Source organism: Streptomyces sp. NPDC002520 (assembly GCF_053595235.1).
Genome location: NZ_JBSFXG010000008.1, coordinates 207087 through 230635, shown reverse-complemented (window position 1 = coordinate 230635; position 23549 = coordinate 207087). Strand labels below are relative to the sequence as shown.

The following is a 23549-nucleotide window of genomic DNA, read 5'->3' as shown; positions in this document are numbered from 1 at the left end:
TATGTCCACAAGACCGGCGACCACGTCCAGGGGGTGTCTTCGACCATGTCGACCGGTACGGCGAGAAGCCGGCCCGGGTCGATCGGCACACGGACGGCGTGCCGGTCAAGCCGGCGTGGCTGGGGCGCGACGACCTGCCGTGAGGACCTGCGCCGAGGTGCCTCCTCCTGATGATTCGATGATGCCGTCGGTGCCGACCGGCGGCCGGCGGCGAAGCGGCCGCCGCACCGGTCAGCGCTCCGTGCCGTCGGTGAGCAGGAAGTCCGGCGCCACGACCTCCCAGTCGGGCACGTTCAGCGCGTCGAGGGCCGCGAGGATCCGCTTCTCCTCATAGACGAAGTGCGTTTCCATCAGCGCCGCGAGGGTGTCCATCTCGCGCCGGACCTCGGCGGGATCCTTCGCCCGGTCCAGCTCGCCGACCAGTGCGTCGAGCCGTCGCAAGGAGTCCTCGACCAGCTGGTGGTCGCGGCGCAGTTCCTCCAGGACGGGGCGCAACTGCGGGAACTGCTGGGCCACTTCGGGGAAGGCGACGCTGTCCTCACCGGTGTGGTGCCGGTTCAGCGCCGAGCAGAAGGTCACGCAGTGCGTACGTAGTTCATGGAGTCGTGAGCCCCCGGCGAGATAGGTGTCGACGTCTTCACGCAACGCTGCGAGCTCTTCGCGGAGCCAGAGGTGGACGTCGGCCAACTGGTTGCCGAACGCCTTCAGGCGTCCCTCGGGTGTCACCAAAGTTGTCCCTTTGGTTCGGCGCCTCCATGCCCTCGACGGTCTCCTTGTCGGGTACACGCGACGCTGATCCAAAGACCTATCAACGCGAAAATCCGCTGTCAATGAAGTTTCGAAGCGGCGGATTCAGGCACGGGCCCTGCCCGCTACCGGCTCTCCGGCTTGCGCCTGCGCTCCCCCACGGGCTCCGGTTTGACGGTTTTCATCGTGAAGTGCGAGGTGACGTTCTTGAACCGGGGGATCGTCATGACCCGCCGGCTGAGAAACGTGTGCTCACGCTGGACGCGTTCCGCTCCCGCCGGGATATCCCCTCGGTTCTCCTGGCCGGTGCGAGTGTCACCGTGGCGCTCGTCCTCACTCCCGGCGTCGCCCTGTTCACCGCGCTGCTGCTCTTCGTGGGCCTGCTCCTGGCCCGTCACGCCCTGACCGCCCGCCGGACCGTCCGCACGCAGGAGGCCGCCGATGCCTAGCACCTCGTACCTGATCACCGTGCTGGCGATCGTCTTCACCATCACGCTCGCCCTGCGCGCCCTGCCGTTCGCGGTGCTCGGCCGGCTGCGCGGCTCGGCCCTGGTACGGCAGCTGTCGGCGTGGATGCCGGTCGGGATTCTGGCGATCCTCGCCGTGACGGCCCTGCACGGGACGATCGCCAAAGACGCTCGCGGCACCGGGTACGCCCTGCTCGCGGTCGCCGTCACCGTCGTCGTCCACCTGGCCTGCGGCCGTCGCACCGTCCTGAGCGTCGGCGCCGGCACCGCCGTCTACGTCGCCCTGCTCAGCGCCCTGCGAGGACGATCCGTGTTCTCGCGCACACGGAACGTGGCGACCACGGGTACGGCAGCGCGTCGCGAAGGGGCACTGGCGAGCGGCGGGGCCGAGCGAAGGTAGGTTGATCCCCATGAGCGAGAACGTCTACTTCGACATCACCATCAACGACCAGCCGGCCGGCCGGATCGTCTTCCGCCTCTTCGACGACGTGGTCCCCAAGACCGCGAAGAACTTCCGCGAGCTCGCGACCGGTGAGCACGGCTTCGGCTACGCGGGCTCCCCCTTCCACCGCGTCATCCCGCAGTTCATGCTGCAGGGCGGCGACTTCACCCGTGGCAACGGCACCGGTGGCAAGAGCATCTACGGCGAGAAGTTCGCGGACGAGAACTTCACCCTCAAGCACGACCGTCCGTACCTGCTGAGCATGGCGAACGCGGGCCGGAACACCAACGGTTCCCAGTTCTTCATCACCACGGTCGTCACGGACTGGCTCGACGGCAAGCACGTCGTCTTCGGCGAGGTCGTCGAGGGCCAGGACATCGTCGACCAGATCGAGAAGCTCGGCAGCCGCAGCGGTGACACGTCGGCGAAGATCGCGGTCTCCGCGAGCGGCACGGTCTGACCGAACCCGCCGAACCGCCGTGCCCCACACCCTGGGGCACGGCGGGCGCTACTCACTGCCGTAGCCGGAACCGCACTCGGCCCGCATTCGGTTGTGGATTCGGTCCGTACTCAGACCAGCGACGAGACCGACGGCACGACGACGCCGTACAGGTCGGCGATCGTGGCGAGCGCGCCGTGGTGGAGCTGGTCGGCGGACACGTCGCCGACCCCCGAACTCAGAGGCCGCGTCGCGCAGGCGTCCGCGACGACCGTGGGCCGGTTGCCCCGCAGGAACGCGCCGGCCGTGGTGAACGTGACACACATGTGGGTCATGAACCCGGCGATGATCACGTCCTTGTTCCCGGCCGCGTCCACCAGCTCGCCCAGCTCGGTGCCGGCGAACCCGTCGGGCGTCGTCTTGACGACCACGTGCTCGCCCTCGACGGGCGCCACCCGTTCGTGGATCGCGCCGATCTCGGCGCGGATGTCGTACGGGGTGCCCTCCCCGCCGTCGTTGACGACATGGATGATGCGCGCACCCGACTCCCGTGCGCGGCCCAGCAGTTCGGCCGCGGAGTCGAGCGCGGCCCGCCAGCCCGTCAGCTCCATCACGCCACGCGTGTAGGTGTTCTGGTAGTCGACGAGGATGAGCGTCGCCGCGCCCGGCGAGGCCGGGGTCTGATCGAAGCCGCTGAGTTCCCGGAGAGTTGTCGTAGGCATTGCCGTGCCTTCCCAGGCTGGATGTCGAAGGTTTCGGCCATCGCGCGTTGGCATCTCAAGGCTACGAATCCGCCGATCATGACGGCAATGTCAGATAACTTGCAGATACCGACATCGGACAGCTGATCGCACGGACGGAGAAGCCATGAGCGACGTCAACCGGCTCATCGTGGTGCTCCTCTTCGACGGCGTCGACCTGCTGGACGTCACGGGGCCGCCGGAGGTGTTCGCCCTGCTGCGCCGGGAGACGGACGACGCGAGGGGCTACGAGGTCGTACTGGCCGCCGAGAGCCTGGACCCGGTCACCACGTCGGCCGGGGTCCGCGTCCTGCCCGACATCACGTTCCAGGAGGCGTCGACGCGGAGCATCGACACGCTCATGGTCCCGGGCTCGGTCGAGGTCGACGGCCGGCGTCGCGTGCACGCCGTCACGGACCCGGAGGTGGTCCGCTGGGTGAAGACCCTCGCCGGCCGGACCCGGCGCGTCGCCTCCGTCTGCGTGGGGGCGCACCTCCTCGCCGCCGCCGGCCTGCTGGACGGCCGGCGCGCCACCACCCACTGGTCGACCGCGCGGCAACTCGCCGCCGAGTACCCGGCGATCGAGGTCGACGCCGACCCCATCTTCATCCGCGACGACGAGGTGTGGACCGGCGCGGGCATCACCGCGTGTCTGGATCTGTCGCTGGCCCTCGTGGCCGAGGACTTCGGTGAGGCGGTCGCCCTGCGCGTCGCCCGGCAGCTGGTGATGTACCTGAAGCGCCCCGGCGGACAGAGCCAGTTCAGCGTCCCGATCGAACCGGTCTCCACCACCCGCCGTATGGACGGCCTCCGCCATTACATCGCGCAGCACCTCACCGACCGTCTCACGGTCCCCGGTCTCGCCGAGTACGCCCACGTCAGCGAGCGGCAGCTCACCCGTGTCTTCAAGAGCGAACTCGGCATGACCCCGGCCGCCTACATCGAGTCCGCCCGCGTCGAAGTCGCCCGGAACCGCCTGGAGTCCACGGACGACACCCTCGAACGCGTCGCCTCCGCCTCGGGGTTCGGGACGACCGACACCCTCATCCGCGCCTTCCGCCGCACCCTGGACATGACACCGACGCAATACCGGCACCGCTTCCGTCACTCCCCGCGCCGGGACGCGCGGCCCGCCGATGGGCCCCCGTCCTAGCCGCACGGGTGTCAGATGGGCACGGGCCCGTCAGGTAGGCACGGGCCCGTCAGGTGGACTCGGTGTTCTCGCGCCTGCGCCAGACGAAGACCTCGTCCGTACCCACCGGGATGTCGCAGGCGGCCCGCCCTCGACGCCCCGGCGCTCGGCTTCGGCGATCATCCCCTGGTCCGGGTCCACGCCGACGACCTCGGCGAACAGGTGCGCCAGGCGCAGGGCGAGGGTGCCGGGTCCGCAGCCGACGTCGAGGAGCCGGCCGCTTCCGTCCAGCCGCAGGACATCGGCGAGCAGCGGGGCCAGTCCGGGGGCGTACGGCAGTCTCCCCCGCTCGTAGTGGGCGGCCGTACCCGAGAACAGGGTCTCGTCCCACACCCAGCCTTCACTCACCGTCGGCCTCCGCACCTTCGTCGTCGGCAGGTGCGAGGTGCCGCTGCGCCGGGGAGTGGATCGGCAGCCCTGCCCGAGCTGCACAGCATAGGTCGATGTCAGGCCCTGAGGCGGTTCCCCGGGCCGGCACCAGGTCGGCCGGGGCCGGATCCGGTGGGACCCCGGAGCCCCTGATCCGTTTCAAACCGCATGTCCAGTATGTTTTAGGGGAGACGCGTGCGGCAGGACCTGACGGGATACCGGGACAGAGCCCTTGGAAGAGGGTACGAACCGACGAACTCCCGACGTGGCGAGGTTCCTTCGGCGTCCGGGTGCGCGCCATCCACCCGAAATAAACCGTCTGCCCGGTGTTCTAACCGGACATCAGGGTGGCACGGAACTCCGCCGGCTCACGGGGAGCGGCGGAGTCGCCGTGGCGGGAGCACCCGGGGCCGTGGCCTCTCGTGTGCTCAGGAGGCCGACGGGCGCAGCACGACGGGCAGTGCCTGGTAGCCGTTGAGCATGAAGGTCGGCAGCGGCTTCAACTCCTCGGGAGGAAAGGCGAGTTGCGCCTCCGGGAAGAGGTCGAAGAGCTTGGCGAGGGCGGAGGCCGCCTCGATCTCGCCGAGCGGGGCGCCGAGGCAGCGGTGCGGTCCGTGGCCGAAGCCGAGGATGTCACGGTCGGTGCGCAGCACGTCGAAGCGGTCCGCGTCCGGCCCGTGCCGGTCGGTCTCGTGGCCGCCCGCCGCGAAGTTGACGAGGATGGCCTCGCCCTTGCGGATCTCGACGCCGTCGAGGTCGATGTCCTCCACCGCGAACCGCAGCGGCGAGTACGCGCCGGGCGTGTGCACCCGCATCGCCTCGGCGACCACGTCGGCCCAGGTCGCCCGGCCCTCCCGGACATGCTCCAGCTGCTCGGGATGGGTCAGCAGGGCGCCGGCCGCGTTGGTGATCAGGGTGGCGGTGGTGTCCTGCCCGGCTGCGATGAACATGAAGAGGGAGCCGAGCAGTTCGTCCTCGGTGAGGCGGTCGTCGTTGTCGCGGGCCGCGATCAGCGAGCTGGTGAGGTCCTCGCCCGGCTCCTGCCGCTTGGCCTGCACGAGCGCGGCGAGCCGTCCGAAGGCCTCCATCCGCGACGCCTCCATCTCCGCGGCGGAGACGGTGGAGCTGAACACCGTGCTCAGCGCCGCGGACAGGGCGTCCGTCTCGGCGCCGCGCGGGACCCCGAACAGCTCGCAGATGACGCGCAGCGGGAGCACCTCCGCGTACGCGGTGCGCAGGTCGACGGGGGTGCCGGGGGCGACTTCGCCCAGGCTGTCGAGCAGTTCGGCCGCCAGTTCCCCGACCCTCGGGCGCAGGGTCTCGGAGCGCCGCGCGGTGAACGCCCCGGCCACGAGGCGGCGCAGTCTGCTGTGGTGCTCCCCGTAGGCGAACAGCATGTTCTCGTTCGCCACCCACGGGTAGAGCGGCCACTGCTCGGTGATCTTCCCCTCGATGAAGGGCGGCCAGTGCAGGCGGGCGCTGCGCGAGACACGCGGGTCGGCCAACAGCCGTTCCACGTACGTCTGCTGCACGACGGCCCAGGCGATCACGCCGCCGGGCAGTTCGACAGGTACGGCGGGGCCCTGGGCGCGCAGCTTCGCGGCCTCTCCCATGTGGTCACGGCCCGTGATGTCCAAGGCGTACGGGCAGGCGGTCTTCTCCATCGGAACTCCCTGGGTCGGTCCTGCTTCACGTTGTTGCGTTGCGACGTGCCCGAGGGAGAGTCGCCCCTCCCCACAACCAGACGTGTTCGCCGGTGCGGCGCCCCCTCACCGCACCGACGGCAGCCGTTCCCGTGCCTCCGGGAAGGTGCCGCTCAGCCGGCGGCCTCGGCCTCTTCCGTTCCTCGGCCCAGGGCCTCCTCGTGGACCCGGCGGCCCCGGTCCATGGCCATGTCCAGGCGTACGAGCACCGCGGGGACGGCGATGCTGGTCATGAGGTGGCGGTAGAGGTCGACCACGCGCTCCATCAGGTCGGTGTGATCGCTCATGATCTTGGACAGCACCTGGGCGCCGGTGAACGCGGAGACGAACGCCTTGGCCGAGGCCTCGACGTCGACGTGGGGCAGCAGTTCACCGTTCGCCTTGGCGCGGGCGAGCAGTTTCGCGTTGTACTCGATCCACGAGGCCATCGGCACCCGTCGGTCGAGTCCGTCCTGCGGTGACCCCTGGTCCACGGTGAGGCGGATGCTGCCCCGCACCAGGGGGTCGCCGACACTGAGCAGATGGGCGAGGAGGAAACCGGCGTCCAGCCCCTCCTGGAGCACCAGCTCACGCGGCGGCGTTTCCGGTACGGAGTTGAGCTGGTCGGTCAGGACCGCCTGGGCGAGCTGTTCCTTGGAGGCGAAGTGGAAGTAGAGGGCGCCCTTGGTGACGTTCGCCCGCTGGAGGATCTCGGAGATCGTCGCCGCCTCGTAGCCGACGTCGGCGAACACGTCGGCTGCTGCGACCAGGATGTTGCGCCTTGTCCTGATCGCTCGTTCCTGCAGGGCCACGGCACACCCTCCGCACTGGCTTCACGGACCGGTCGGTGACGAAAAGAGACCGACAGGTATGCATCCTGCCACCCTGGAACTCGGCCTTTCAAGCGCGAGCGCACCCCACTGAGCACCACTCCTGCCGGGCATCCGGACCCGTCGCCGACCGCCACAATAAAACGTGTCGCCCGGTATCTCAACGCCCAACCCACTGTTCCGGGCGCGGGTGGTGGGCGTAGCGACCGTGCAAGAAGTTGTCATCTTCGATCACTTGACGGCTCAGGAGTTGCACACGATATGCAATCAATCGGTAACTGATCCGCGAAGATTTTGCTTGATAAGCAAACCGGGAGGTCCGTATCTTCTGACACTGCGCATCCCATCCTTCCGGATCCGTGACCAAACGGGAGCAGGCCATGGCCCTTCTGACACCTCAGGAAGATCTCCTCTCAGCGCCAGGGGTCGAGCAGTTCAGCGCCAGTCAAGGGTTTCAGCAGGACACGTCCCTCGTCGCGGACCTGTCCCGGCTCGTCTTCGACGACGGCAGAGGCGACGACCGAGAAGCCGTACACGGCCGATGGCGCCGGCTCATCGCAGAGGACACCTTCCGCCATCGTCCGGGACTCGGGGCCGCCGAACGGGCTGCCCTCTCCTACGACTGGCTGCGGCTGGTGAACGAGACCGCCGGGGAGCCGGAACAACTCGCCGACGATCCGGCGAAGTTGGCAGCACTGCACGAGTGGGCGGCGATCGTGGACGGCGGCGGGGGCCTGTGCACGGTGGCGAGCATCCACTACAACCTCTTCCTCGGCTCCCTGCTCGACCATGCGGGCGCCGGTCCGCGCGACCTGTCCGACTTCACGACCCTCCGGCGTGTCGGAACGTTTCTGTGCACCGAGCTGGAGCACGGCAACGACGCCTCGGCGCTGGAGACGACCGCCGAACTCGACCCGCGCACCGGCCGGTTCGTCCTGAACACGCCGCACCCCGGGGCACAGAAGTTCATGCCCAACACCAGCATGACCGGCGGCCCGAAGAGCGCCGTGGTGGCCGCCCGTCTCCTCGTGGCCGGCCGGGACGAGGGCGTCTTCCTCTTCCTGACCCCGCTGAGCGACGAGAACGGTCCGCTGCCGGGGGTGGGCGTGCGCAGGCTGCCCATGCGCACGGGCGCCCCGGTCGACCACTGCCTGACCTCGTTCAACCACGTGCTTCTGGCACGTGACGCCCTGCTGGAGTCCGAGCACGGCCGACTGGACGCCGAGGGCCGGCTGCACAGCACCCTCGGCAACCGGCGCAAGCGGTTCCTGCAGTCCATCGCCCGGGTCACCATGGGCAAGCTGTGCATGAGCGGCGCCGCCGTCGGCGCGACCCGGGCCGCCCTGGCCATAGCCGTCCGCTACGGCGACCACCGGCACGTCAGCGGACCGCGCGCGGGCCAGCGCATCCCGGTCAACGCCCACCGGTCCCATCACAGACCCCTGCTCCAGGGCCTCGCCACCGCCTACGCCATGACCTTCCTGCACCGCTCCGCGCTCGCCGACTGGGCCGCCCACGGCAGCGGCGGGGACACCGAGCGGCGGGCGGAGGCCGAGCGTCTGGTCGCCGTGGCCAAGAGCTGGATCACCTGGCAGGCACGCGACATCACCATCGAGTGCCGGGAACGCTGCGGCGCCCAGGGGCTGTTCGCCGTCAACGGGCTGTCCGAGTTCCCGCACTACATCGAGGGCACGGTCACCGCCGAGGGCGACAACACGGTGATCTGGGTGAAGGCCGCCGCCGAGATGCTCTTCGCGCACCAGCCGCCCCGACAGGCCCCGGAACCCCCGGGCGGGGCCTCACGACTGAGGGATCCGCGGCATGTGCGGGGGCTGCTGGCCCGGGCCGAGTCCGTCTGGCAGGACCGGGCGCGCGCGCAGCTGCGCCAGGGCCCGTCCAAGGACCCCGTGGCCCGCTGGAACGGCGCCTCCTCCGCCGCCCTGGAGATGGTGTCGGTGCACGCCCGGCTCCGGGCCGCCGACGCCTTCCTGGACGCCGCCGCCCGCGCGAACGACCCCGCGGCCGGAGAGCTGCTGGAACGTCTCTGCCTGCTGTTCCTGTTGCAGGAGATCGGCACGTACACCGGCGACCTGCTGGCGCACGGCCACCTCTCCCCCGAGCAGGTCCACGGCCTGCCCCAGCTCCTGGACGACGTCCTCCACGAACTCGCCCCGCACATGAACGACCTGGTCGACGCGTTCGACCTGCCCGCCGCCTACCTGGACGGCGTCCCCATGGCCAACTCCGGCTGCGTCTCCCTCGCCGACTACGCCGTACCGGCCGAGTAGCCCCACTCCCGCCCCGGCCCCACCACTGCCGGGCAGGGCCGGGACCCCCGCCCTGCCGCGGGCGGTCACCCGAGCCCGCGCACTCGGGGACGCGACTGTTTCCCGGTCTCCCGCGAACGCCGCAACCATTCGCCCTATCCGTGTGTCTCACCCCATAACAGCATGACTCGACCAAGGGGGACATCATGCGAAGAATGGGGGCAGCGATAGCGGCGCTCGTGCTGGCCGGTGCCGGCGTGGGAGCGGCGGCGACCGCGGCGGGCGCCGCTCCGGTGGCGGCCGCGCAGGTCACGGCCTGCCCGACCGGCTGGGGCAGTGGGGCCAAGGGCGGTCCCACCGCCGGGGCCGTGCCGCTCAAGGACATCAGGACCGGCCGGCACGCCTGCTTCGACCGCATCGTGTTCGACGTGCCCGGCGGTGGCCGGTCCCTCGGCTACTCCGTCAGGTACGTCCACGAGCTCCGCCAGACGGCGAGCGGCCGCCCGATCCCGGTCGGCGGCGGGGCCGTCCTCGACGTCCGTGTCGGCGCGCCGAGTTACGACCCCGCGACCGGCGCGCCGACGTACCCGGGACGGGTGGGCCACACCCTTCCGGGCGTGCGGCTCACCGGGTACCGCACCTTCAGGGACACCCGGTTCGCCGGCAGCTTCGAGGGAGAGACACAGATCGGGCTCGGGGTCCGTGCCCGCCTGCCGTTCCGGGTGATCCAGTTGCCCGACCGCCTGGTGATCGACGTGGCCCACAACTGGACGGGCAGCCGCTGAGTGAGGTGAGGAGCGCGGCGCACGCCCCCCGCGCCTTGCCGCACGCCCTCTGGTCTGGTTGGGTACCGGCACCCCGTGCGCACGGGGGCGACAGGCGGGAGGGGCGGGCGGCGTGCACGCGACGGAACGGCAGGACGGCACAGGGCGGCTGCCCGAGGGGCTCGAGCAGGCGATACGGGCGACCGCCGAGGACATCGCCACGCTGGTGCGCGGTGCGCCCGACACGGCGGCTCCCGTGCCGGGATCGGAGTGGACCTTCGGCGAGGCGGCCGCCCATCTCGCCCTGGCCAACCAGCTGATGGCCGACCTCGCGTCCGGGCGCGAACGCCCCTACGGGGACGGCACACCACAGAGCCTGGCCGCGGCCAACGCCGAGTCCCTCACCGTCTTCGCCGAGCGCCGGGCGGATCCACTGGCGACGATGATCGCGGAGCAGGCCTCACTGTTCCTGGACGCCATGGCGCGCCCCGCTGCCGAAGGTGCCGTGCCGGCCACGCCGCTGGGCCACATGGACCGGACCGTTCTCGCGTCGTACCTGCTCACGCACATGCTGGGCCACGGATACGATCTCGCGCGCGCCCTGGGCCGCCCGCACATGGTCGACCGGCCGCGGGTGAGTCTGTGCATGCCGTTCATGCTCTCGGTCATGCCGCGCGTCACGAACAGCGCGGCCACCGCCGGCCTCTCGGCCCGCTACACGATCCGGCTGCGCGGTGGTGAGGCCTTCGGCGTCTCCCTGGCCGACGGCGTCGTGGAGGTGACACCGGGGCTGCCGGCGGGCCGCTCGGACTGCACGATCCTCCTCGACCCGACCGCGTTCCTGCTGATCGCGCTGGGCCGGCTCAACCCCTGGCGGGCCATCGCGGGAGGCCGGATCCTCGCCTGGGGACCCAAGCCCTGGCTGGCCCCGCGCTTCCCCACGCTGTTCACCGCACCCTGAGCCGCGTCACCTCCGGGAGCGGCCCGCGTCACCCCTGGGACCGGGTGGCGCCGAAGTTCGTCTCGTGGGTCCAGACGTGGGTGCAGGACGGGCACTGGAGGTGGAGCAGGCTTCCGGTGTTGGAGAGCAGGTAGCGCCAGTGGGCGTGGCAGGTACGCCCCTGCCCGCAGGTGGCGCACCCGCTGCGGTCGTCGCAGTTCGGGCAGTCCACCCAGGCCCGGCGCCCGATGTCGGCCTGCGGATCAAGCGGCAGCATCGCCGCCCCCGCGCCTCGGGAGCACCCCGGCCGCGAGCAGTTCGTCGTAGATGCGCCGCTGTTCCGCGTCGAGACCGGAGTACAGCAGGTCGTACGCCTCCTCCTCGCCGCGCAGCGCCGCGACGGGGTCCCAGTCGGGGCCGAGCGCGGCGAGCGCGTGCGTGCGCCGGAGCATCTCGTGCGCGGTCAGGTCCACGACGAAGTCGACCGGCTCGTCCGGTCCGCCGGGAAGGCTGGGGTCGAAGGAGGACATACGACCGAACGTAGGTAAGCCTTTCCCGTCGAGGCAAGAGCAGGTGGGAGAAGTCACAGCAGGTCAGCGCGGTGCCGGGCGCTGACCTGCGGGTCAGCCGCCGATGAGTTCGACGAACCGCTCGGTGTTGATGTTGCCTCCCGAGGCGATGACACCGATCCGCCGCGGGAGGTCGTCGACGCGTCCGGCCAGCAGTGCCGCCAGGCCCGTGGCGCCGCTGGGCTCCAGGACGATCTTCAGACGCTCGAAGGCGAACCTCATGGCCTGGACGATCTCCTCGTCGCTGACCAGGGCGACGGCGTCGACCAGACGCCGGTTGATGCCGAAGGTGATCTCGCCCGGGGTGGCGATCGCCTGGCCGTCGGCGATGGTGCGGGGCACGGGGATCGTGACGCGCTCGCCGCTCTCCAGCGAGCGCTTGGTGTCGTCCCCCGCCTCGGGTTCGACGCCGATCATCCGGATGCCGGGGTACAGCGCCTTGGCGGTGACGGCGCTGCCGGCGATGAGGCCGCCTCCTCCGACGGGTACGACGAGCGCGTCGAGCTCTCCGGTGTCCTCGAGGAGTTCGAGGGCGGCGGTGCCCTGGCCGGCGATGACATGCGGGTGGTCGTAGGGCGGGATCAGGGCCAGACCGGTGTCCTCGGCCAGGGCCTCGCCGAGGGCGGAGCGGTCCTGGGTGTAGCGGTCGTACGTCACGATCTCGGCCCCGTAGCCGGCGGTCGCCTCCATCTTGGAGCGGGGGGCGTCCTCGGGCATCAGGATGACGGCGCTGGTGCCCAGTTCACGGGCGGCGAGGGCGGTGGCCTGGGCGTGGTTGCCGGAGGAGTAGGCGGCGATGCCCTTGGCGAGCTGCTCGGGAGGGAGTTGGGCGGCCGCGTTGTAGGCGCCGCGGATCTTGAAGGCGCCGATCCGCTGGAAGTTCTCGCACTTGATGAACACCTCGGCGCCCACGAGGTCGTCGAGCGTGCGGGAGGTGAGGACGGGGGTTCGATGGGCGATGCCCTTGAGGCGCACAGCGGCCTCACAGACGTCGTCGAACGTGACGGGCGAGGCGTCGGGCATGACGTGTCCTTGCGGTGGAGGTGGACGGTGGAGGTGGACCCGGGGGGACCTGGGGGGGTGGACCTGGGGGGGAACGGGGGGAGGTGGAAGGTGGACGGCAGCCGGGGGGCTCATGAGCGGCCCTTGGCTTCGGGCGGTTCCCTCACTTCGTGTAGTTGTAGACCGTCGCGCGGGACACGCCGAGAAGATCCGCGATGGCCTGGGCGGCGTCGCGGGAGTCGAAGTAGCCGTCCTGGTGCAGCTGTCGTACGAGGGTCCTCTTGTCCTCGCGGCCCAGTGATCTCGGCGTGCCGCCGCGTTCCGCGGCGCGGGCCTCGACGGCCCGTCGCAGTTCCCGGTTGTTGCGGTCCCGCAAGGTCTCCAGCGCCTGGTCACGGTGCTCGGTGTCGGTGGCGACGAGGTTGGACAGGGCGAGCGTGACCGGCGACAGCACGGAGACGTCGAGGTTCAGGCACAGGGCCGCGATGTACTCGCCCGCGCCGTTCCTGATCCCGATCGACGTGCTTTTCGCCGGGCGGCCGTCGGGGAACCGGTTGGGATAGTTCTGGATGACGCTGGGGTACTGCGGGTCGGCGATGCGGGCCAGGCCCAGCTCGGTCGCCGAGTCCCCGATCCGGCGGCCGGACAGGTTGTTCTCGATGGCCCGGATCGCGTGCTGCGGGTCGCGCAGGTCGTGCAGCACCACCTCGCACAGCCCCGGAAACATCCGCCCCAGGGCGACGGCGACCTTCTCCATCTCCTGAACGAGGTGCTCGTCCGCGGTGGTCGTGGCGGAGGCGGCTGCGGCGGAGGCAGCCGTGCCTGCCGTGACGTCGTGGTCCATGCATGCCTCCGCGGACCTGCGCACGTTCGCACACGGCCCGACCGCTTCTGCTCGACTATTTTTCTAAATCTGGACAGTACATCTGGACAGCGGCCGCCGCCATCCCTTGAGGCCGACCAGGATGACTGATTTCATGCGCTGCTATACGGCTGGAACAAATAGAAGGCGCATGCAATTATTAAGGGTATGCGCCGCACAGCCGACGTGGATTGATCACAGCCCCTGCACAGGCCCGACCCCGGCCACGTACAAGGAGTTCTCCGTTGACCTCACTCTTCACCCCCTACACCCTCAGGTCGCTGACCGTCCCCAACCGCATCTGGATGGCAGCCATGTGCCAGTACAGCGCGGCGCCGGAGGGTGACGCGGTCGGCGTCCCCACGGACTGGCACTTCACGCACCTGGCCGCCCGAGCCGCCGGCGGCACCGGCCTGATCATCACCGAGGCCACGGCCGTCCACCCCGAGGGACGGATCAGCCCCTACGACCTCGGAATCTGGAACGACACGCAGGTCGCCGCCTTCCAGCGGATCACCGCGTTCCTCAAGTCCCAGGGCACCGTCCCGGGCATCCAGCTCGCCCACGCCGGACGCAAAGCGTCCACCGAGCGCACCTGGGTCGACCGCGGACGTCAGATCGCGCCCGACGAGCCCTACGGCTGGACGCCGTCCGGCCCCAGCGCGATCGCCTTCAGCGAGTCCTCGACCGTCCCGAAGGAACTGACCACTTCCGACATCCGAGAGATCGTCCAGCAGTTCGCCGACGCCGCCGAACGCGCCCTGGCCGCCGGATTCGAGGTCGTCGAACTCCACGGCGCCCACGGCTACCTGATCCACCAGTTCCTCTCCCCGCACAGCAACCACCGCACCGACGAATACGGCGGCTCCTTCGAGGGCCGGAGCCGGTTCGCCCTCGAGGTCGTCGAGGCGGTGCGCGCCGTGTGGCCCGAGAACCTGCCGGTCTTCTTCCGTATCTCCGCCACCGACTGGCTCACCGAGAACCCCGAGGACGACCGCGAGGGCTGGACCGCCGACGACACCGTCCGCTTCGCCAAGGAGCTCCAGGCCCGGGGCGTCGACCTCATGGACGTCTCCACCGGCGGCAACGCCCCCGACGCGAGGATCGAGACCGGCCCCCACTACCAGGTGCCCTTCGCCGAGCGGGTCCGCGAGGACGCCGGCATGCCCGTGGCAGCCGTCGGCCTAATCACCGACCCCGCCCAGGCCCAGGAGATCGTCGCCTCCGGCCAGGCCGACGCCGTCCTCCTCGGACGTGAACTCCTGCGCAACCCGTACTGGGCACGGCACGCCGCCCAGGAACTCGGCGGCAACGTCACCACCCCGATCCAGTACCACCGCGCATAGCCCACGGCGGTGCGCGGTGCCCCGAGCCGGCGCCCGCCAGTCGGGTCCGGTGCCCCCCGAGCAGCCGGCCAGGGCGAGTCCGCGGCGCGCAGCAGGCCACGGGGGCCGAGGAGTTGACCGGTCGGCGCAGCGTAACCTTCCGCCGACCGGTCGCCGCGGCCCGGGACGAAGGGCTGTGCGACGCGCTCGAAAAGCGTGGCAATATCGTTGCCGCCTCAATCACGGGTCGGAGAGGGGATATCGGCGTGGCATGGAAAGCCCTGCGGTCGGCGTTGGAAGCGGTGTACGTACGGCGACTGAACCGCAAGCTGGAGGGCCTGCCCAGGCCACGGCACGTGGCGATCATGCTGGACGGCAACCGGCGTTGGGCCCGGGGTGCGGGCCATCAGGACGTGCGTGAGGGCTACCGCGTGGGCGGCGCCAGGGTGACGGACTTCCTGCACTGGTGCACCGACGCCGGCATCAAGCACGTCACGCTGTGGATGCTGTCCGACGACAACCTGCACCGGCCGGCCGATGAACTCGGCCCGCTGCTCGACATCATCGAGGAGACCGTCCAGCGCATCTGTGCCCCGGGCGAACCGTGGGAGATCGAGATCATCGGCGCGCTGGACCTGCTGCCGGGCGAAACCGCCCGTGTGCTGAAGCAGGCCGCCGCCGGGACACTCGGCCGCGGTGGGCTCAAGGTCGACGTGGCTGTCGGGTACGGCGGGCGCCGCGAGATCGTCGACGCGGTCAGAGCGGCCTTCGACAAGCACATCGGCGCCGGCGGCGATCCGCGGGAGCTGGCGGCGGACTTCGACCTGGAGCACATCTCCGACAACCTGTACTCGCCGGCGGGGCACGACACGGACTTCATCATCCGTACCTCCGGGGAGCAGCGGCTGTCGGGTTTCCTGCTGTGGCAGTCCGCGTACGCCGAGGTGCACTTCGTGGACGTGCTGTGGCCGGCGTTCCGTCAGATAGACCTGCTGCGTGCCCTGCGCTCGTACGCCGCCCGCGACCGCCGCTACGGCCGCTGACGGCGCGGTGCCGGGTGGCCGCGGGGACGGGCGCACGGCAGGCGTCCCGTCTCCGCGGCAGTCCGCCGACTCCCTTTCCGTCAACTCCCTTTCCGCCAACTCCCTTTCTGCCGACTCCCTTTCCGCCAACTTGGCTTCCGTCGAGATCGAGGGGCACGCACGCCGCCCCGGCGTACGACTCCGGGCTGCCCCGGGGCCGGTCAGTGGCCGGAGAGGTCGATGGCCCGGTCGGCGTCCTCGGGGCGCAGCACGCGCAGGATGCCTTCCAGCAGGTAGTAGTCGGCGTAGGGCAGGGAGATCTCGATGCCGTCCTCGGCGGGCCGGTTGCGGGTGCAGCGGGCGACGACGGCCTGGGCGCGGGTGGAGTTGTCCGTCAGGCAGGTCTTCGCGAGCGCGGTCAGGATGCGAAGGGCCGAGTCCCGGTACTGGGGGCGGCCCGACGCGGCGGCCAGGTCGAGCAGGCCGCAGGCCATGATCGCGCCGGCGGAGGCGTCCTTGACGTCGTAGGGCTGCTGGGGCGCCCGGTAGTCCCAGACGGGCACGTGGTCCGGTGTCAGGGCGCCCAGCGCGTAGTCGGCGAGGCTGCGCGCGGTCGCCAGGAACTGCTCGTCGCCGGTGCGCCGGTACATGGTGGTGAACCCGTAGATGCCCCAGGACTGTCCGCGTGCCCAGCAGGACGTGGGGCTGTACCCCTGGACGGTGTTCGGGCCGATCGGAGCGCCGGTGGCGGGGTCGAAGTCGTACACGTGCGGGGTCGAACCGTCCGGGCGGGGGAACGTGCGCCGCACGGTCCGGGCGTGCTCGACGGCGATGTTCCGGTACTTGGCGTCACCTGTCTGCCGGGTCGCGAAGTCCAGCAGGTCCAGGTTCATCATCGTGTCCATGATGACGCGGCCCGCGTTGTTGGGGTCGTCCAGTGCGCCCCAGGCCCGGATGAAGTGTCCGTTTGGGTTGTAGCGCCGTATCAGCGAGTCGGCCGCCCGTACGGCGCCGGCGCGCCAGGTGTCGTCGCCGGTCAGGCGCCAGGCGGTGACCCACGACGGATAGAAGAGGAAGCCGAGGTCGTGGGTGCTGGTGTCGTACTGGCGGGGGGCGAGTTTCTTCGCGGAGTCGAGTGCCAGGGTGCGGAAGGTGTCGTCCCCGCTGTGGAGCCAGGCCATCCACAGCGTGCCGGGCCAGAAGCCGCCGACCCAGTCGCCGTTCTGGGAGTACACCCACTTCTCGGCCTTCGTGCCCACCGGGAAGGCCGTCACCGTGGGCGCGACGGTGCGTAGTTTGCCGATCGCGTAGTCGGCGGCGGCGCGAAGCGTGCGGGCGGTGTCCTCGCCCGGGGCCGGGGTCCGGTCGTCACTCGCGGGTGCGGCCGCGTGAGCCGCCGCCACAGGCGTCGCGCACAGCGCCGCGGCACCGGCCGCCGTGGTCAGCACGGAACGTCGCGAAAGGTTCATCGGGCTGTGTCCCCTCCAACTCGATGTCATGGTGCGGAAGTTGATGGAGCGTCGCACAACCGGAACCCTCATGTACACCCACGTGGGCCATGTTCATGCACATGAACGGATCGGTTGTCGATGCCCTTTTCGAGCTGCCGTGGAAGCAGCGCGGAATCGGCCACGATCGACGGCGCGAGGAGACCGCCCGCCCCCGGGTCGGATCGTGCTCACCGGGGTAAACCGCTGGCCGGCCGGTGGGTCGCGATGCTGGGATGGGCCGATGCGACACGATGTCTCACCGACCGTGGACCGGGGCCGGTACCCGGACGTGGTCACGCCCTGGGAACAGGAGACCTGGCGGGCCGCCGCCCTCGACTGGGTGGACGGCGCACTCGCCGCGCACGGCCTGCGGGCCGGCGGTGACCTGCGGGTGCGGCTGCGGCCCTGGTCGGTTCTGATGCGGGTCCCGGTGGCCGGGCGGGAGGCCGTCTGGTTCAAGGCGAGCCCGCCGGCCGGCGGATTCGAGGCCGCGCTGAGCGCCGCGCTGGCCCGTTGGGTGCCGGAACACGTCCTGGCGCCGCTCGCGGTCGACACCGACCGCGGCTGGTCGCTGCTGCCCGACGGAGGCGACCTCTTCCGGGACGTGCTGGAGCGCGACGCCGTACCGCCCCGCGCATGGGAGGACCTTCTGCGCCAGTACGCGAGCATGCAGCGCGCCCTGGTCCCGCACGCGGAGGAGATCGGGACGGCAGGCGTGCCCAGGATCCGCACCCCGGAACTGCCCGAGTCCTTCGACGAGTTGCTCGCCACCAACCCCGTACTGACCCCGGCGGAACACGCAACTCTCGCCCGGCTGCGACCCCGGCTGGTGGAGTGGTCCGCCGAACTGGCGGCCCTCGGGATCCCCGACTCCCTCGACCACGCGGACCTGCACGACGGCCAGTTGTTCAACCCGGAGCCCGGCCGGTACACCTTCTTCGACTGGGGCGACGCCGTCGTCTCCCACCCGTTCTGCAGTCTGTGGGTCCCGGCCCGGCGGGCCTGCGACCAGTACGGAGCCGACGTGCTGCCGCGGCTGCGCGACGCCTATCTGGAGCCGTGGACGGGAGCCGGCCGGACGACGGCGGAACTGCGCCGCGCGGTGCGCCTCGCCTGGCGCTTCGGCGCGATGGGCCGCGTCCGCGCCTGGGGCCGCCTGTTCCCGGGCGCGGCCGACTGCGTTCCGGCGGCCGCGGAGAGCGCCCGCACCCTGCTGGAGCTGTTCGAGGATCCGCCGCTCTAGGCGGGGCGGTCAGACCGTCGGGCCCGCCTGCTCGTCGGCGCGGAGCAGTTCCCCGCGAGCGCTGATGAAGATCCGCAGGAGGTGCTTGCACGCGGCCCAGGCCGTGGCGCCGGCGTGGCACTTGCGGTACCGGGAAATCCGGCGATGCAGGCCGAGAGCGGCGGGAAATCACACCGCGTGGCCGCCGGAGAGCGGAGGTCAGCTCTTCCGGCCGTCCAGTACGGCCCGCGCGTGGTTCATGAAGGCGGCGAGGCCGACGTCGAAGGCCCGGTCGGCGCGGCCCTCCCCCACCGCTGCGAGGGCCTCGGCGAGGCGGGGCGTCGGCGTCCGGTCCGTCAGCTCCCACATCGCCTCGGGGGCGGCGAGGTCGAGGGCCGAGCCCAGGACCAGGTTCTCCAGGGCGACGATCAGCGGCATGACCTCGGCGGGGGCGAATCCGGCCCCGAGGAGCCGGTCCACCGCGCGCTCGTACTGCTCCAGCACCCGGGGCGCTCGCACCGGTGACGTCATCAGCATCGGGATGGCCCGGGGGTGCGCGGCGAACGCGGCGCGGTAGGAGCGGGCCCAGGCCTCGACGGCGGCGTCCCACGGCTCGAGGTCCAGGGTGGCGGTGTCGATCGCGGAGGCCACCCGCTCCCGCAGCAGTTCCACGATGCCGTCCCGGCCGTCCACATGGTGGTACACCGAGCCGGTCTGGGCGCCGAGCCGGCGGGCGATCTGCGGGACGCTGAAGTCGCCGCTCTCGTCGATCAGTTGCAGCGCGGTCGTGGTGATGCGCTCGCGGTCGAGGAGCGGTGTGCGCGGCCGTCCCATGGTCAGCGTTCCCCCTGAGGTCTTCCCGGATACCCAACGGCAGGTTACATTGCGGAAACCGAAAGCCTTTAGGTTTCCGGTTCCGGGCGCTCGTCATCCCTCCGTGCGCCCGGATTCGTCGGCTCGGGTCCGCGCACCCACGCTCCGGCCGCCGGCGCCCGCGCACCCGACCGCCCCGCCACCGGGACCCCCCTCCCGTCCGCCGCCAGAAGGGCTCCCCCGAATGTCCGTGACCACGTCCGAGATCCCGGAGGAAGGAGTGCGGTCCGACGCGGCCACACTCCGCTCCGGCTCCCTCGGCACCGCCGACATCGCCTTCTTCGTCGTCTCCGCCGCCGCCCCCCTGACCGTGATGGCAGGCGTCGCTCCCCTGGCGATCCTGCTGGGCGGCATCGGCGCACCCGTCGGCTATCTCCTCGCCGGCCTGACCCTCGCGGTCTTCGCCGTCGGCTTCACCACGATGAGCCGCCACGTCAGAAGCGGCGGCGCCTTCTACGCCTTCATCACCCGGGGCCTCGGCCGCCCGGTCGGCATCGGCGCGGCCCTGCTGGCCCTGGTCGGCTACAACGGCATGGAGATCGGCGTCTACGGCCTCCTCGCCTCCACCACCCGGGACACGCTGCACTCCCTCTTCGGCACCGACGTCCCCTGGCTGCCCGTCTCCCTGGCCGGACTCCTGCTGATCGGCTACGGCGGCTTCCGTTCGATCGACTTCGGCGCCAAGCTGCTCGGCATCCTGCTCGTCGCCGAGACCGGGATTCTCGTGCTGCTCGCGGGCGGGGTCCTGCTCAAGGGCGGCGCCCACGGACTGTCGCTCGGCTCCCTGGCCCCGGCGCACGTGTTCGTCCCCGGCACGGCCGCCGTCCTCGCGTTCGCGTTCGCCGCGTTCACCGGCTTCGAGTCGACCGTCATCTACCGCCGCGAGGCCCGCGATCCGGAGCGCACGGTGCCGCGCGCCACCTACCTCGCGGTCGCCTTCCTCGGCCTGTTCTACGCGTTCATCGTGTGGGTGGCCGTCCAGGCCTTCGGCGACGACAAGGTCGTCCAGGCGGCGGGCAAGGACCCGGCCGGGCTGTTCTTCACCGCGATCACCACCTACGTCGGCGGCTGGGCGGCGGACCTGATGCACATCTTCATCATCACCAGCGTCATCGCCTCCCTCCTCGCCTTCCACAACGCCATCAACCGCTACGCCCTGGCCCTGGCCGAGGAGGGCGTGCTGCCGCGCCGGCTCGGCCGCATCCACCACCGCCACCGCTCGCCGTACGTCGCGGGCATCGCCCAGACCGTCCTCGGCGCGGCCGTCGTCCTCGCGTTCTGGGCCGCGGGCGCCGACCCGTACCAGCAGCTGCTGCTGTGGGTGAACACCCCGGGAATGATCGGCCTGTTGCTGCTCCAGCTGCTCGCCGCGATCGCCGTGCCCTGCTACTTCCGGCGCGTCCGCCATCAGGAGGGCACCCTGCGGACCCTGGTGGCGCCCGTCGCCGCCACCGTCCTCCTGGCGACCGCGATCGTGCTGGTGGTGGGCCACATGGACCTCTTCACCGGTGCCTCCGCAACGGTGAACACGGTGCTCGTCGTCGTGGCCCCGGCCGTCTTCGTCCTCGGCTTCCCGCTGGCGTGGTGGCTGCGCCGCCGACACCCCGAGGTGTACGACGCCTTCGCCGCCGAGCCCGCCGAAGCCGCCGAGGCCGCCGAAGCCGACCGGCCGACCGAGGCCGCCACGCTCACCTGACCCCCCGACGCCGCCGCGCTCGCCGAACCCACCGTGGCCCCCGGCCCGCCCGGCCCGCCGAATGACCGTCATCCGTACAGGAGTTCCTCTGATGCCCGCTGCCGACCTCATCCTCACCGGCGCCCAGGTCCGCACCCTCGACCCCGCCCGCCCCACCGCCTCGGCTGTCGCCGTGCGCGACGGCGTGATCACCGCGGTCGGCGAGCAGGACGACGTACGGGACTGGCGCGGCCCCGGCACCGAGGTGGTGGACCTGACCGGCGCGCACCTCGTGCCCGGCCTGACCGACTCCCACAGCCATCCGGTGTGGGCCCTGGAGATGGCGACGGGCGCGGACCTGTCGGGCGTACGGGACCTGGCCGGGCTGCGCGCGGCGCTCGCCGCAGCCGAGCGGGTCGACGGCTGGGTCCTCGGCCACGGCCTCGACCACAACGCCTTCGAGGGCCGTCCCGTCCACCACGACCTGGTGGCGGACGTCCTCGGCTCCGCGCCCGCCTTCCTGCGCCTGTACGACGGCCACTCCGCCCTCGTCAACGGCCCGGCCCTGGCCGCCGCCGGCGTGACCGGCCCGCGCTCCTTCGCCCAGCGCGCCGAGGTGGTGTGCGACGCGGAGGGCCGGCCCACCGGTCATCTCGTCGAGCACGCGGCGATGGACCTGGTCATGGACGTCGTACCGCGTCCGTCGTATGCCGAGCGGCGCGCCCGCCTGCTGGAGCTGCTGTCCGCCATGGCCGCCACGGGACTGACCGGCGCCCATGTGATGGACGGCGGCGACCTGGACCTGATGACCGCGGTGTCCGAGGAGACCGTGCTGCCCGTCCGGCTGCGATTCGCGCCCTGGTGCATGCCCGGCGCGGACGACGACGCCCTGCGCGAGCTGATCGGGATGCAGGGCCGGGGCGGCCGGCACTGGCTCGTCGGCGGGGTGAAGTTCTTCATGGACGGCACCGTCGAGGGCGGCACCGCGTGGCTGGACCACCCCGACTGCCACGGCCAGGGCACGGAGGCGTTCTGGCCGGACCCCGAGGCGTACGCCGCCGCCGTGCGCACCCTGCACGCGGCGGGTGTGCGGACGGCCACGCACGCGATCGGGGACGCGGCCGTGCGCCACGTCCTGGACACCGTCGCCTCACTGGGCCCCGGCGGGCACGGGGCGCACCGGATCGAGCACATCGAGACGGCCCCCGACGACCTCCTCCCCCGCTTCGCCGAGCTGGGTGTCGCCGCATCGCTCCAGCCGCCGCACACCGGCTACACCAGGGACGACGGCACCGACGAGTGGTCGAAGCGCCTGGGCACCGACAGGTCCGCCCGCGCCTGGCGGCTGCGGGACCTGCGCGACGCCGGGGCCACGGTCGCGCTCGGCTCGGACTGGCCCATCGCGCACTACGACGCCCGCGCCGTCCTGGCCACGGCCCGCCACCCGAAGGGCGCCGCAGCGCAGCGGCCGGGACTCACGCCCCTGCAGGCTCTGGAGGGCTGCACCACCCACGCGGCGGCCGCCGCCGGCGAGACCGCCGTGGCCGGCCGCGTCGCACCCGGCCTGCGGGCCGACCTGACGGCGCTCTCCGTCGACCCCGTCCTCGCCCCCGGCGACGAACTGGCCGACGCGCCGGTCGTGTTGACGGTGACGGGCGGCCACGTGGTGCACCGGGGCAACTGACCACGTGCGTCGGCGGTCCGTCGGACCAGCAGGTCGGCCCAGCCCGCTGCTGCCGTGCAGGCGAACGGCACGGGAACCGGAAGCCGGGGCCGCGGGCAGGTGCCAGGAGTGGTCGATCGGGGCCGGTCGGCGCGGCCCACGGGGTCGGGCCCGCGCGGCCCACGCGCCACGCGAGGTGAGTGTCCTGCCGTCTTCGCGGAGCCCGGTCCCCGAGGCCACCCGGCGCCGTCGCGCGCAGGGGCCGAACGGCCCATCCCCCGGGTCCGGGCGGCCCGTGGCGGCCGGCACCCGGGCGGGCGCAGGCTGGGAGCACCAGCGACGAAGGGAGCCGGTGCGATGACCTCCGCCACCACCATGACCACGGCACTCGAACCCGAGCACCGTGAAAGGTTGATGCGCCTCGCCCGCGAGGTCTCCTTCGAGGCCGGTACCCGTCTCTTCGAGGAGGGCCGGCGCGCCGACCGGTTCTGGATCGTGCGCACCGGAACCGTCGCCCTCGACCTGCGGGTGCCCGGCCGCCGCCCCGCCGTCATCGAGTCGCTCGGACACGGCGAACTCGTCGGCTGGTCCTGGCACTTCACGCCCCGCCTGTGGCAGCTGGGCGGCGAGGCGATGAGCCCGGTGCGGGCCTGGGAGTTCGACGCCGACGCCGTACGGGAGCTGTGTGCGCAGGATCCCACGTTCGGCCGGGCGATCGCGGTGTGGGTCGGGCGCGTGGTCGCCCAGCGGCTGCACGCCTCCCGCATCCGGCTGCTCGACCTCTATGCCCCGTACGGCAGCGGCGCGACGGCCTGAGCGTTCGGTGCCGTACGGCAGCAGTCCACGACGTTCTCAGGAGTTCACCCGGACGCTCCGGCGATCCCGGAGCCTCGATCACCGGCATACGGAGAGTCGAGCCGATTCTTGGCATGGTGCCCTTCGCAGGAGGCGGTCGGCGCCCGATGTC

General features: G+C 71.5%; 23 protein-coding genes and 1 pseudogene. 13 read left to right on the top strand and 11 right to left on the bottom strand.

Translation table 11 applies throughout. The annotated features are described in order from the left end of the window. Positions 1–231: 231 nt before the first annotated feature. Positions 232–726 carry a hemerythrin domain-containing protein gene (locus tag ACWD5D_RS14805; protein ID WP_451373058.1) on the bottom strand — a complete coding sequence of 165 codons (495 nt, stop codon included), beginning with the start codon at positions 724–726 and terminating at the stop codon, positions 232–234. Positions 727–995: 269 nt separating this feature from the next. On the opposite strand from ACWD5D_RS14805, the gene ACWD5D_RS14800 reads away from it, so the two are divergent. The 3 genes from ACWD5D_RS14800 to ACWD5D_RS14790 are packed head-to-tail and all read left to right on the top strand — an operon-like array spanning position 996 to position 2116. Continuing rightward, positions 996–1196, top strand: coding sequence for a hypothetical protein (locus ACWD5D_RS14800; protein ID WP_451373057.1), 201 nt, complete (start codon positions 996–998; stop codon positions 1194–1196). Then, positions 1189–1614 carry a branched-chain amino acid transporter permease gene (locus tag ACWD5D_RS14795; protein WP_451373056.1) on the top strand — a complete coding sequence of 142 codons (426 nt, stop codon included), beginning with the start codon at positions 1189–1191 and terminating at the stop codon, positions 1612–1614. Before ACWD5D_RS14800 ends, ACWD5D_RS14795 begins: the two co-directional genes overlap by 8 nt. Positions 1615–1624: 10 nt before the next feature. Beyond that, entirely contained in the window at positions 1625–2116 is a 492-nt protein-coding gene (locus tag ACWD5D_RS14790) for a peptidylprolyl isomerase (protein ID WP_451373055.1), read from the top strand. A 110-nt stretch (positions 2117–2226) separates the two neighbouring features. On the opposite strand, the gene ACWD5D_RS14785 is transcribed toward ACWD5D_RS14790, so the two are convergent. Then, a complete protein-coding gene (locus tag ACWD5D_RS14785) occupies positions 2227–2817 on the bottom strand; it encodes a cysteine hydrolase family protein (RefSeq protein ID WP_451373054.1) in 591 nt (196 codons plus the stop codon). 145 nt (positions 2818–2962) lie between these two features. Between ACWD5D_RS14785 and ACWD5D_RS14780 the strand changes: the two genes are divergently transcribed. After that, positions 2963–3988 (top strand): GlxA family transcriptional regulator, encoded by a 1026-nt coding sequence (locus tag ACWD5D_RS14780; protein WP_451373053.1) that lies wholly within the window; start codon positions 2963–2965, stop codon positions 3986–3988. A gap of 87 nt (positions 3989–4075) precedes the next feature. Here the strand turns inward: ACWD5D_RS14780 and ACWD5D_RS14775 are convergent. From ACWD5D_RS14775 to ACWD5D_RS14765, 3 genes and pseudogenes are all read right to left on the bottom strand, one after another. Continuing rightward, positions 4076–4375: pseudogene (locus ACWD5D_RS14775) on the bottom strand (class I SAM-dependent methyltransferase); the annotation flags it as partial. A gap of 449 nt (positions 4376–4824) precedes the next feature. Next, a complete protein-coding gene (locus ACWD5D_RS14770) occupies positions 4825–6060 on the bottom strand; it encodes a cytochrome P450 family protein (RefSeq protein ID WP_451373052.1) in 1236 nt (411 codons plus the stop codon). A gap of 152 nt (positions 6061–6212) precedes the next feature. Beyond that, positions 6213–6890 carry a ScbR family autoregulator-binding transcription factor gene (locus tag ACWD5D_RS14765; RefSeq protein ID WP_451373051.1) on the bottom strand — a complete coding sequence of 226 codons (678 nt, stop codon included), beginning with the start codon at positions 6888–6890 and terminating at the stop codon, positions 6213–6215. A 398-nt stretch (positions 6891–7288) separates the two neighbouring features. Here ACWD5D_RS14765 and ACWD5D_RS14760 point away from each other — a divergent pair, with 398 nt between their 5' ends. The 3 genes from ACWD5D_RS14760 to ACWD5D_RS14750 all read left to right on the top strand — a co-directional run bounded on the left by ACWD5D_RS14760 (position 7289) and on the right by ACWD5D_RS14750 (position 10900). Further along, the gene (locus ACWD5D_RS14760; protein ID WP_451373050.1) at positions 7289–9196 is read left to right on the top strand and encodes an acyl-CoA dehydrogenase family protein; all 1908 of its coding nucleotides are present in this window, start codon (positions 7289–7291) and stop codon (positions 9194–9196) included. A gap of 185 nt (positions 9197–9381) precedes the next feature. After that, entirely contained in the window at positions 9382–9960 is a 579-nt protein-coding gene (locus ACWD5D_RS14755; protein WP_451373049.1) for an AMIN-like domain-containing (lipo)protein, read from the top strand. A 112-nt stretch (positions 9961–10072) separates the two neighbouring features. After that, entirely contained in the window at positions 10073–10900 is an 828-nt protein-coding gene (locus tag ACWD5D_RS14750) for a maleylpyruvate isomerase family mycothiol-dependent enzyme (RefSeq protein ID WP_451373048.1), read from the top strand. A gap of 28 nt (positions 10901–10928) precedes the next feature. Here ACWD5D_RS14750 and ACWD5D_RS14745 read toward each other — a convergent pair whose 3' ends face one another. The 4 genes from ACWD5D_RS14745 to ACWD5D_RS14730 all read right to left on the bottom strand — a co-directional run bounded on the left by ACWD5D_RS14745 (position 10929) and on the right by ACWD5D_RS14730 (position 13207). Beyond that, complete coding sequence (locus ACWD5D_RS14745; protein WP_451373047.1) at positions 10929–11156, bottom strand: hypothetical protein; 228 nt, start codon at positions 11154–11156, stop codon at positions 10929–10931. Then, complete coding sequence (locus ACWD5D_RS14740; RefSeq protein ID WP_451373046.1) at positions 11143–11409, bottom strand: DUF6400 family protein; 267 nt, start codon at positions 11407–11409, stop codon at positions 11143–11145. The genes ACWD5D_RS14745 and ACWD5D_RS14740 overlap by 14 nt, the downstream gene beginning before the upstream one ends. A gap of 93 nt (positions 11410–11502) precedes the next feature. Then, entirely contained in the window at positions 11503–12471 is a 969-nt protein-coding gene (locus ACWD5D_RS14735) for a threo-3-hydroxy-L-aspartate ammonia-lyase (RefSeq protein ID WP_451373045.1), read from the bottom strand. A 142-nt stretch (positions 12472–12613) separates the two neighbouring features. Continuing rightward, positions 12614–13207, bottom strand: coding sequence for a helix-turn-helix transcriptional regulator (locus tag ACWD5D_RS14730; protein ID WP_451373102.1), 594 nt, complete (start codon positions 13205–13207; stop codon positions 12614–12616). A 350-nt stretch (positions 13208–13557) separates the two neighbouring features. Here ACWD5D_RS14730 and ACWD5D_RS14725 point away from each other — a divergent pair, with 350 nt between their 5' ends. Both ACWD5D_RS14725 and ACWD5D_RS14720 read left to right on the top strand, forming a co-directional pair. After that, complete coding sequence (locus tag ACWD5D_RS14725) at positions 13558–14658, top strand: NADH:flavin oxidoreductase/NADH oxidase (protein WP_451373044.1); 1101 nt, start codon at positions 13558–13560, stop codon at positions 14656–14658. Positions 14659–14903: 245 nt separating this feature from the next. Continuing rightward, positions 14904–15680 carry an isoprenyl transferase gene (locus ACWD5D_RS14720; protein ID WP_451373043.1) on the top strand — a complete coding sequence of 259 codons (777 nt, stop codon included), beginning with the start codon at positions 14904–14906 and terminating at the stop codon, positions 15678–15680. Between the two features lie 200 nt (positions 15681–15880). Here ACWD5D_RS14720 and ACWD5D_RS14715 read toward each other — a convergent pair whose 3' ends face one another. Then, the gene (locus tag ACWD5D_RS14715) at positions 15881–17128 is read right to left on the bottom strand and encodes a glycoside hydrolase family 88 protein (protein ID WP_451373042.1); all 1248 of its coding nucleotides are present in this window, start codon (positions 17126–17128) and stop codon (positions 15881–15883) included. Between the two features lie 262 nt (positions 17129–17390). On the opposite strand from ACWD5D_RS14715, the gene ACWD5D_RS14710 reads away from it, so the two are divergent. After that, the gene (locus tag ACWD5D_RS14710) at positions 17391–18392 is read left to right on the top strand and encodes an aminoglycoside phosphotransferase family protein (protein ID WP_451373041.1); all 1002 of its coding nucleotides are present in this window, start codon (positions 17391–17393) and stop codon (positions 18390–18392) included. A 198-nt stretch (positions 18393–18590) separates the two neighbouring features. Here the strand turns inward: ACWD5D_RS14710 and ACWD5D_RS14705 are convergent, their stop codons facing one another. Further along, the gene (locus ACWD5D_RS14705; RefSeq protein ID WP_451373040.1) at positions 18591–19205 is read right to left on the bottom strand and encodes a TetR/AcrR family transcriptional regulator; all 615 of its coding nucleotides are present in this window, start codon (positions 19203–19205) and stop codon (positions 18591–18593) included. A gap of 223 nt (positions 19206–19428) precedes the next feature. On the opposite strand from ACWD5D_RS14705, the gene ACWD5D_RS14700 reads away from it, so the two are divergent. The 3 genes from ACWD5D_RS14700 to ACWD5D_RS14690 all read left to right on the top strand — a co-directional run bounded on the left by ACWD5D_RS14700 (position 19429) and on the right by ACWD5D_RS14690 (position 23398). Next, positions 19429–20940 (top strand): APC family permease, encoded by a 1512-nt coding sequence (locus ACWD5D_RS14700; protein ID WP_451373039.1) that lies wholly within the window; start codon positions 19429–19431, stop codon positions 20938–20940. A 91-nt stretch (positions 20941–21031) separates the two neighbouring features. Continuing rightward, the gene (locus ACWD5D_RS14695) at positions 21032–22603 is read left to right on the top strand and encodes an amidohydrolase (RefSeq protein WP_451373038.1); all 1572 of its coding nucleotides are present in this window, start codon (positions 21032–21034) and stop codon (positions 22601–22603) included. Positions 22604–22939: 336 nt separating this feature from the next. After that, on the top strand, positions 22940–23398 hold the full coding sequence (locus tag ACWD5D_RS14690; protein ID WP_451373037.1) for a Crp/Fnr family transcriptional regulator: 459 nt from the start codon (positions 22940–22942) through the stop codon (positions 23396–23398). The last annotated feature ends 151 nt before the right edge of the window (positions 23399–23549 follow it).

Bases quoted from the DNA above. Each gene is read 5' to 3' on its own strand.
- ACWD5D_RS14795 (WP_451373056.1), top strand. From the start codon at position 1,189: ATGCCTAGCACCTCGTACCTGATCACCGTGCTGGCGATCGTCTTCACC.
- ACWD5D_RS14790 (WP_451373055.1), top strand. From the start codon at position 1,625: ATGAGCGAGAACGTCTACTTCGACATCACCATCAACGACCAGCCGGCC.
- ACWD5D_RS14785 (WP_451373054.1), bottom strand. From the start codon at position 2,817: ATGCCTACGACAACTCTCCGGGAACTCAGCGGCTTCGATCAGACCCCG.
- ACWD5D_RS14780 (WP_451373053.1), top strand. From the start codon at position 2,963: ATGAGCGACGTCAACCGGCTCATCGTGGTGCTCCTCTTCGACGGCGTC.
- ACWD5D_RS14770 (WP_451373052.1), bottom strand. From the start codon at position 6,060: ATGGAGAAGACCGCCTGCCCGTACGCCTTGGACATCACGGGCCGTGAC.
- ACWD5D_RS14760 (WP_451373050.1), top strand. From the start codon at position 7,289: ATGGCCCTTCTGACACCTCAGGAAGATCTCCTCTCAGCGCCAGGGGTC.
- ACWD5D_RS14755 (WP_451373049.1), top strand. From the start codon at position 9,382: ATGCGAAGAATGGGGGCAGCGATAGCGGCGCTCGTGCTGGCCGGTGCC.
- ACWD5D_RS14745 (WP_451373047.1), bottom strand. From the start codon at position 11,156: ATGCTGCCGCTTGATCCGCAGGCCGACATCGGGCGCCGGGCCTGGGTG.
- ACWD5D_RS14740 (WP_451373046.1), bottom strand. From the start codon at position 11,409: ATGTCCTCCTTCGACCCCAGCCTTCCCGGCGGACCGGACGAGCCGGTC.
- ACWD5D_RS14735 (WP_451373045.1), bottom strand. From the start codon at position 12,471: ATGCCCGACGCCTCGCCCGTCACGTTCGACGACGTCTGTGAGGCCGCT.
- ACWD5D_RS14730 (WP_451373102.1), bottom strand. From the start codon at position 13,207: ATGGAGAAGGTCGCCGTCGCCCTGGGGCGGATGTTTCCGGGGCTGTGC.
- ACWD5D_RS14715 (WP_451373042.1), bottom strand. From the start codon at position 17,128: ATGAACCTTTCGCGACGTTCCGTGCTGACCACGGCGGCCGGTGCCGCG.
- ACWD5D_RS14710 (WP_451373041.1), top strand. From the start codon at position 17,391: ATGCGACACGATGTCTCACCGACCGTGGACCGGGGCCGGTACCCGGAC.
- ACWD5D_RS14705 (WP_451373040.1), bottom strand. From the start codon at position 19,205: ATGGGACGGCCGCGCACACCGCTCCTCGACCGCGAGCGCATCACCACG.
- ACWD5D_RS14700 (WP_451373039.1), top strand. From the start codon at position 19,429: ATGTCCGTGACCACGTCCGAGATCCCGGAGGAAGGAGTGCGGTCCGAC.
- ACWD5D_RS14695 (WP_451373038.1), top strand. From the start codon at position 21,032: ATGCCCGCTGCCGACCTCATCCTCACCGGCGCCCAGGTCCGCACCCTC.
- ACWD5D_RS14690 (WP_451373037.1), top strand. From the start codon at position 22,940: ATGACCTCCGCCACCACCATGACCACGGCACTCGAACCCGAGCACCGT.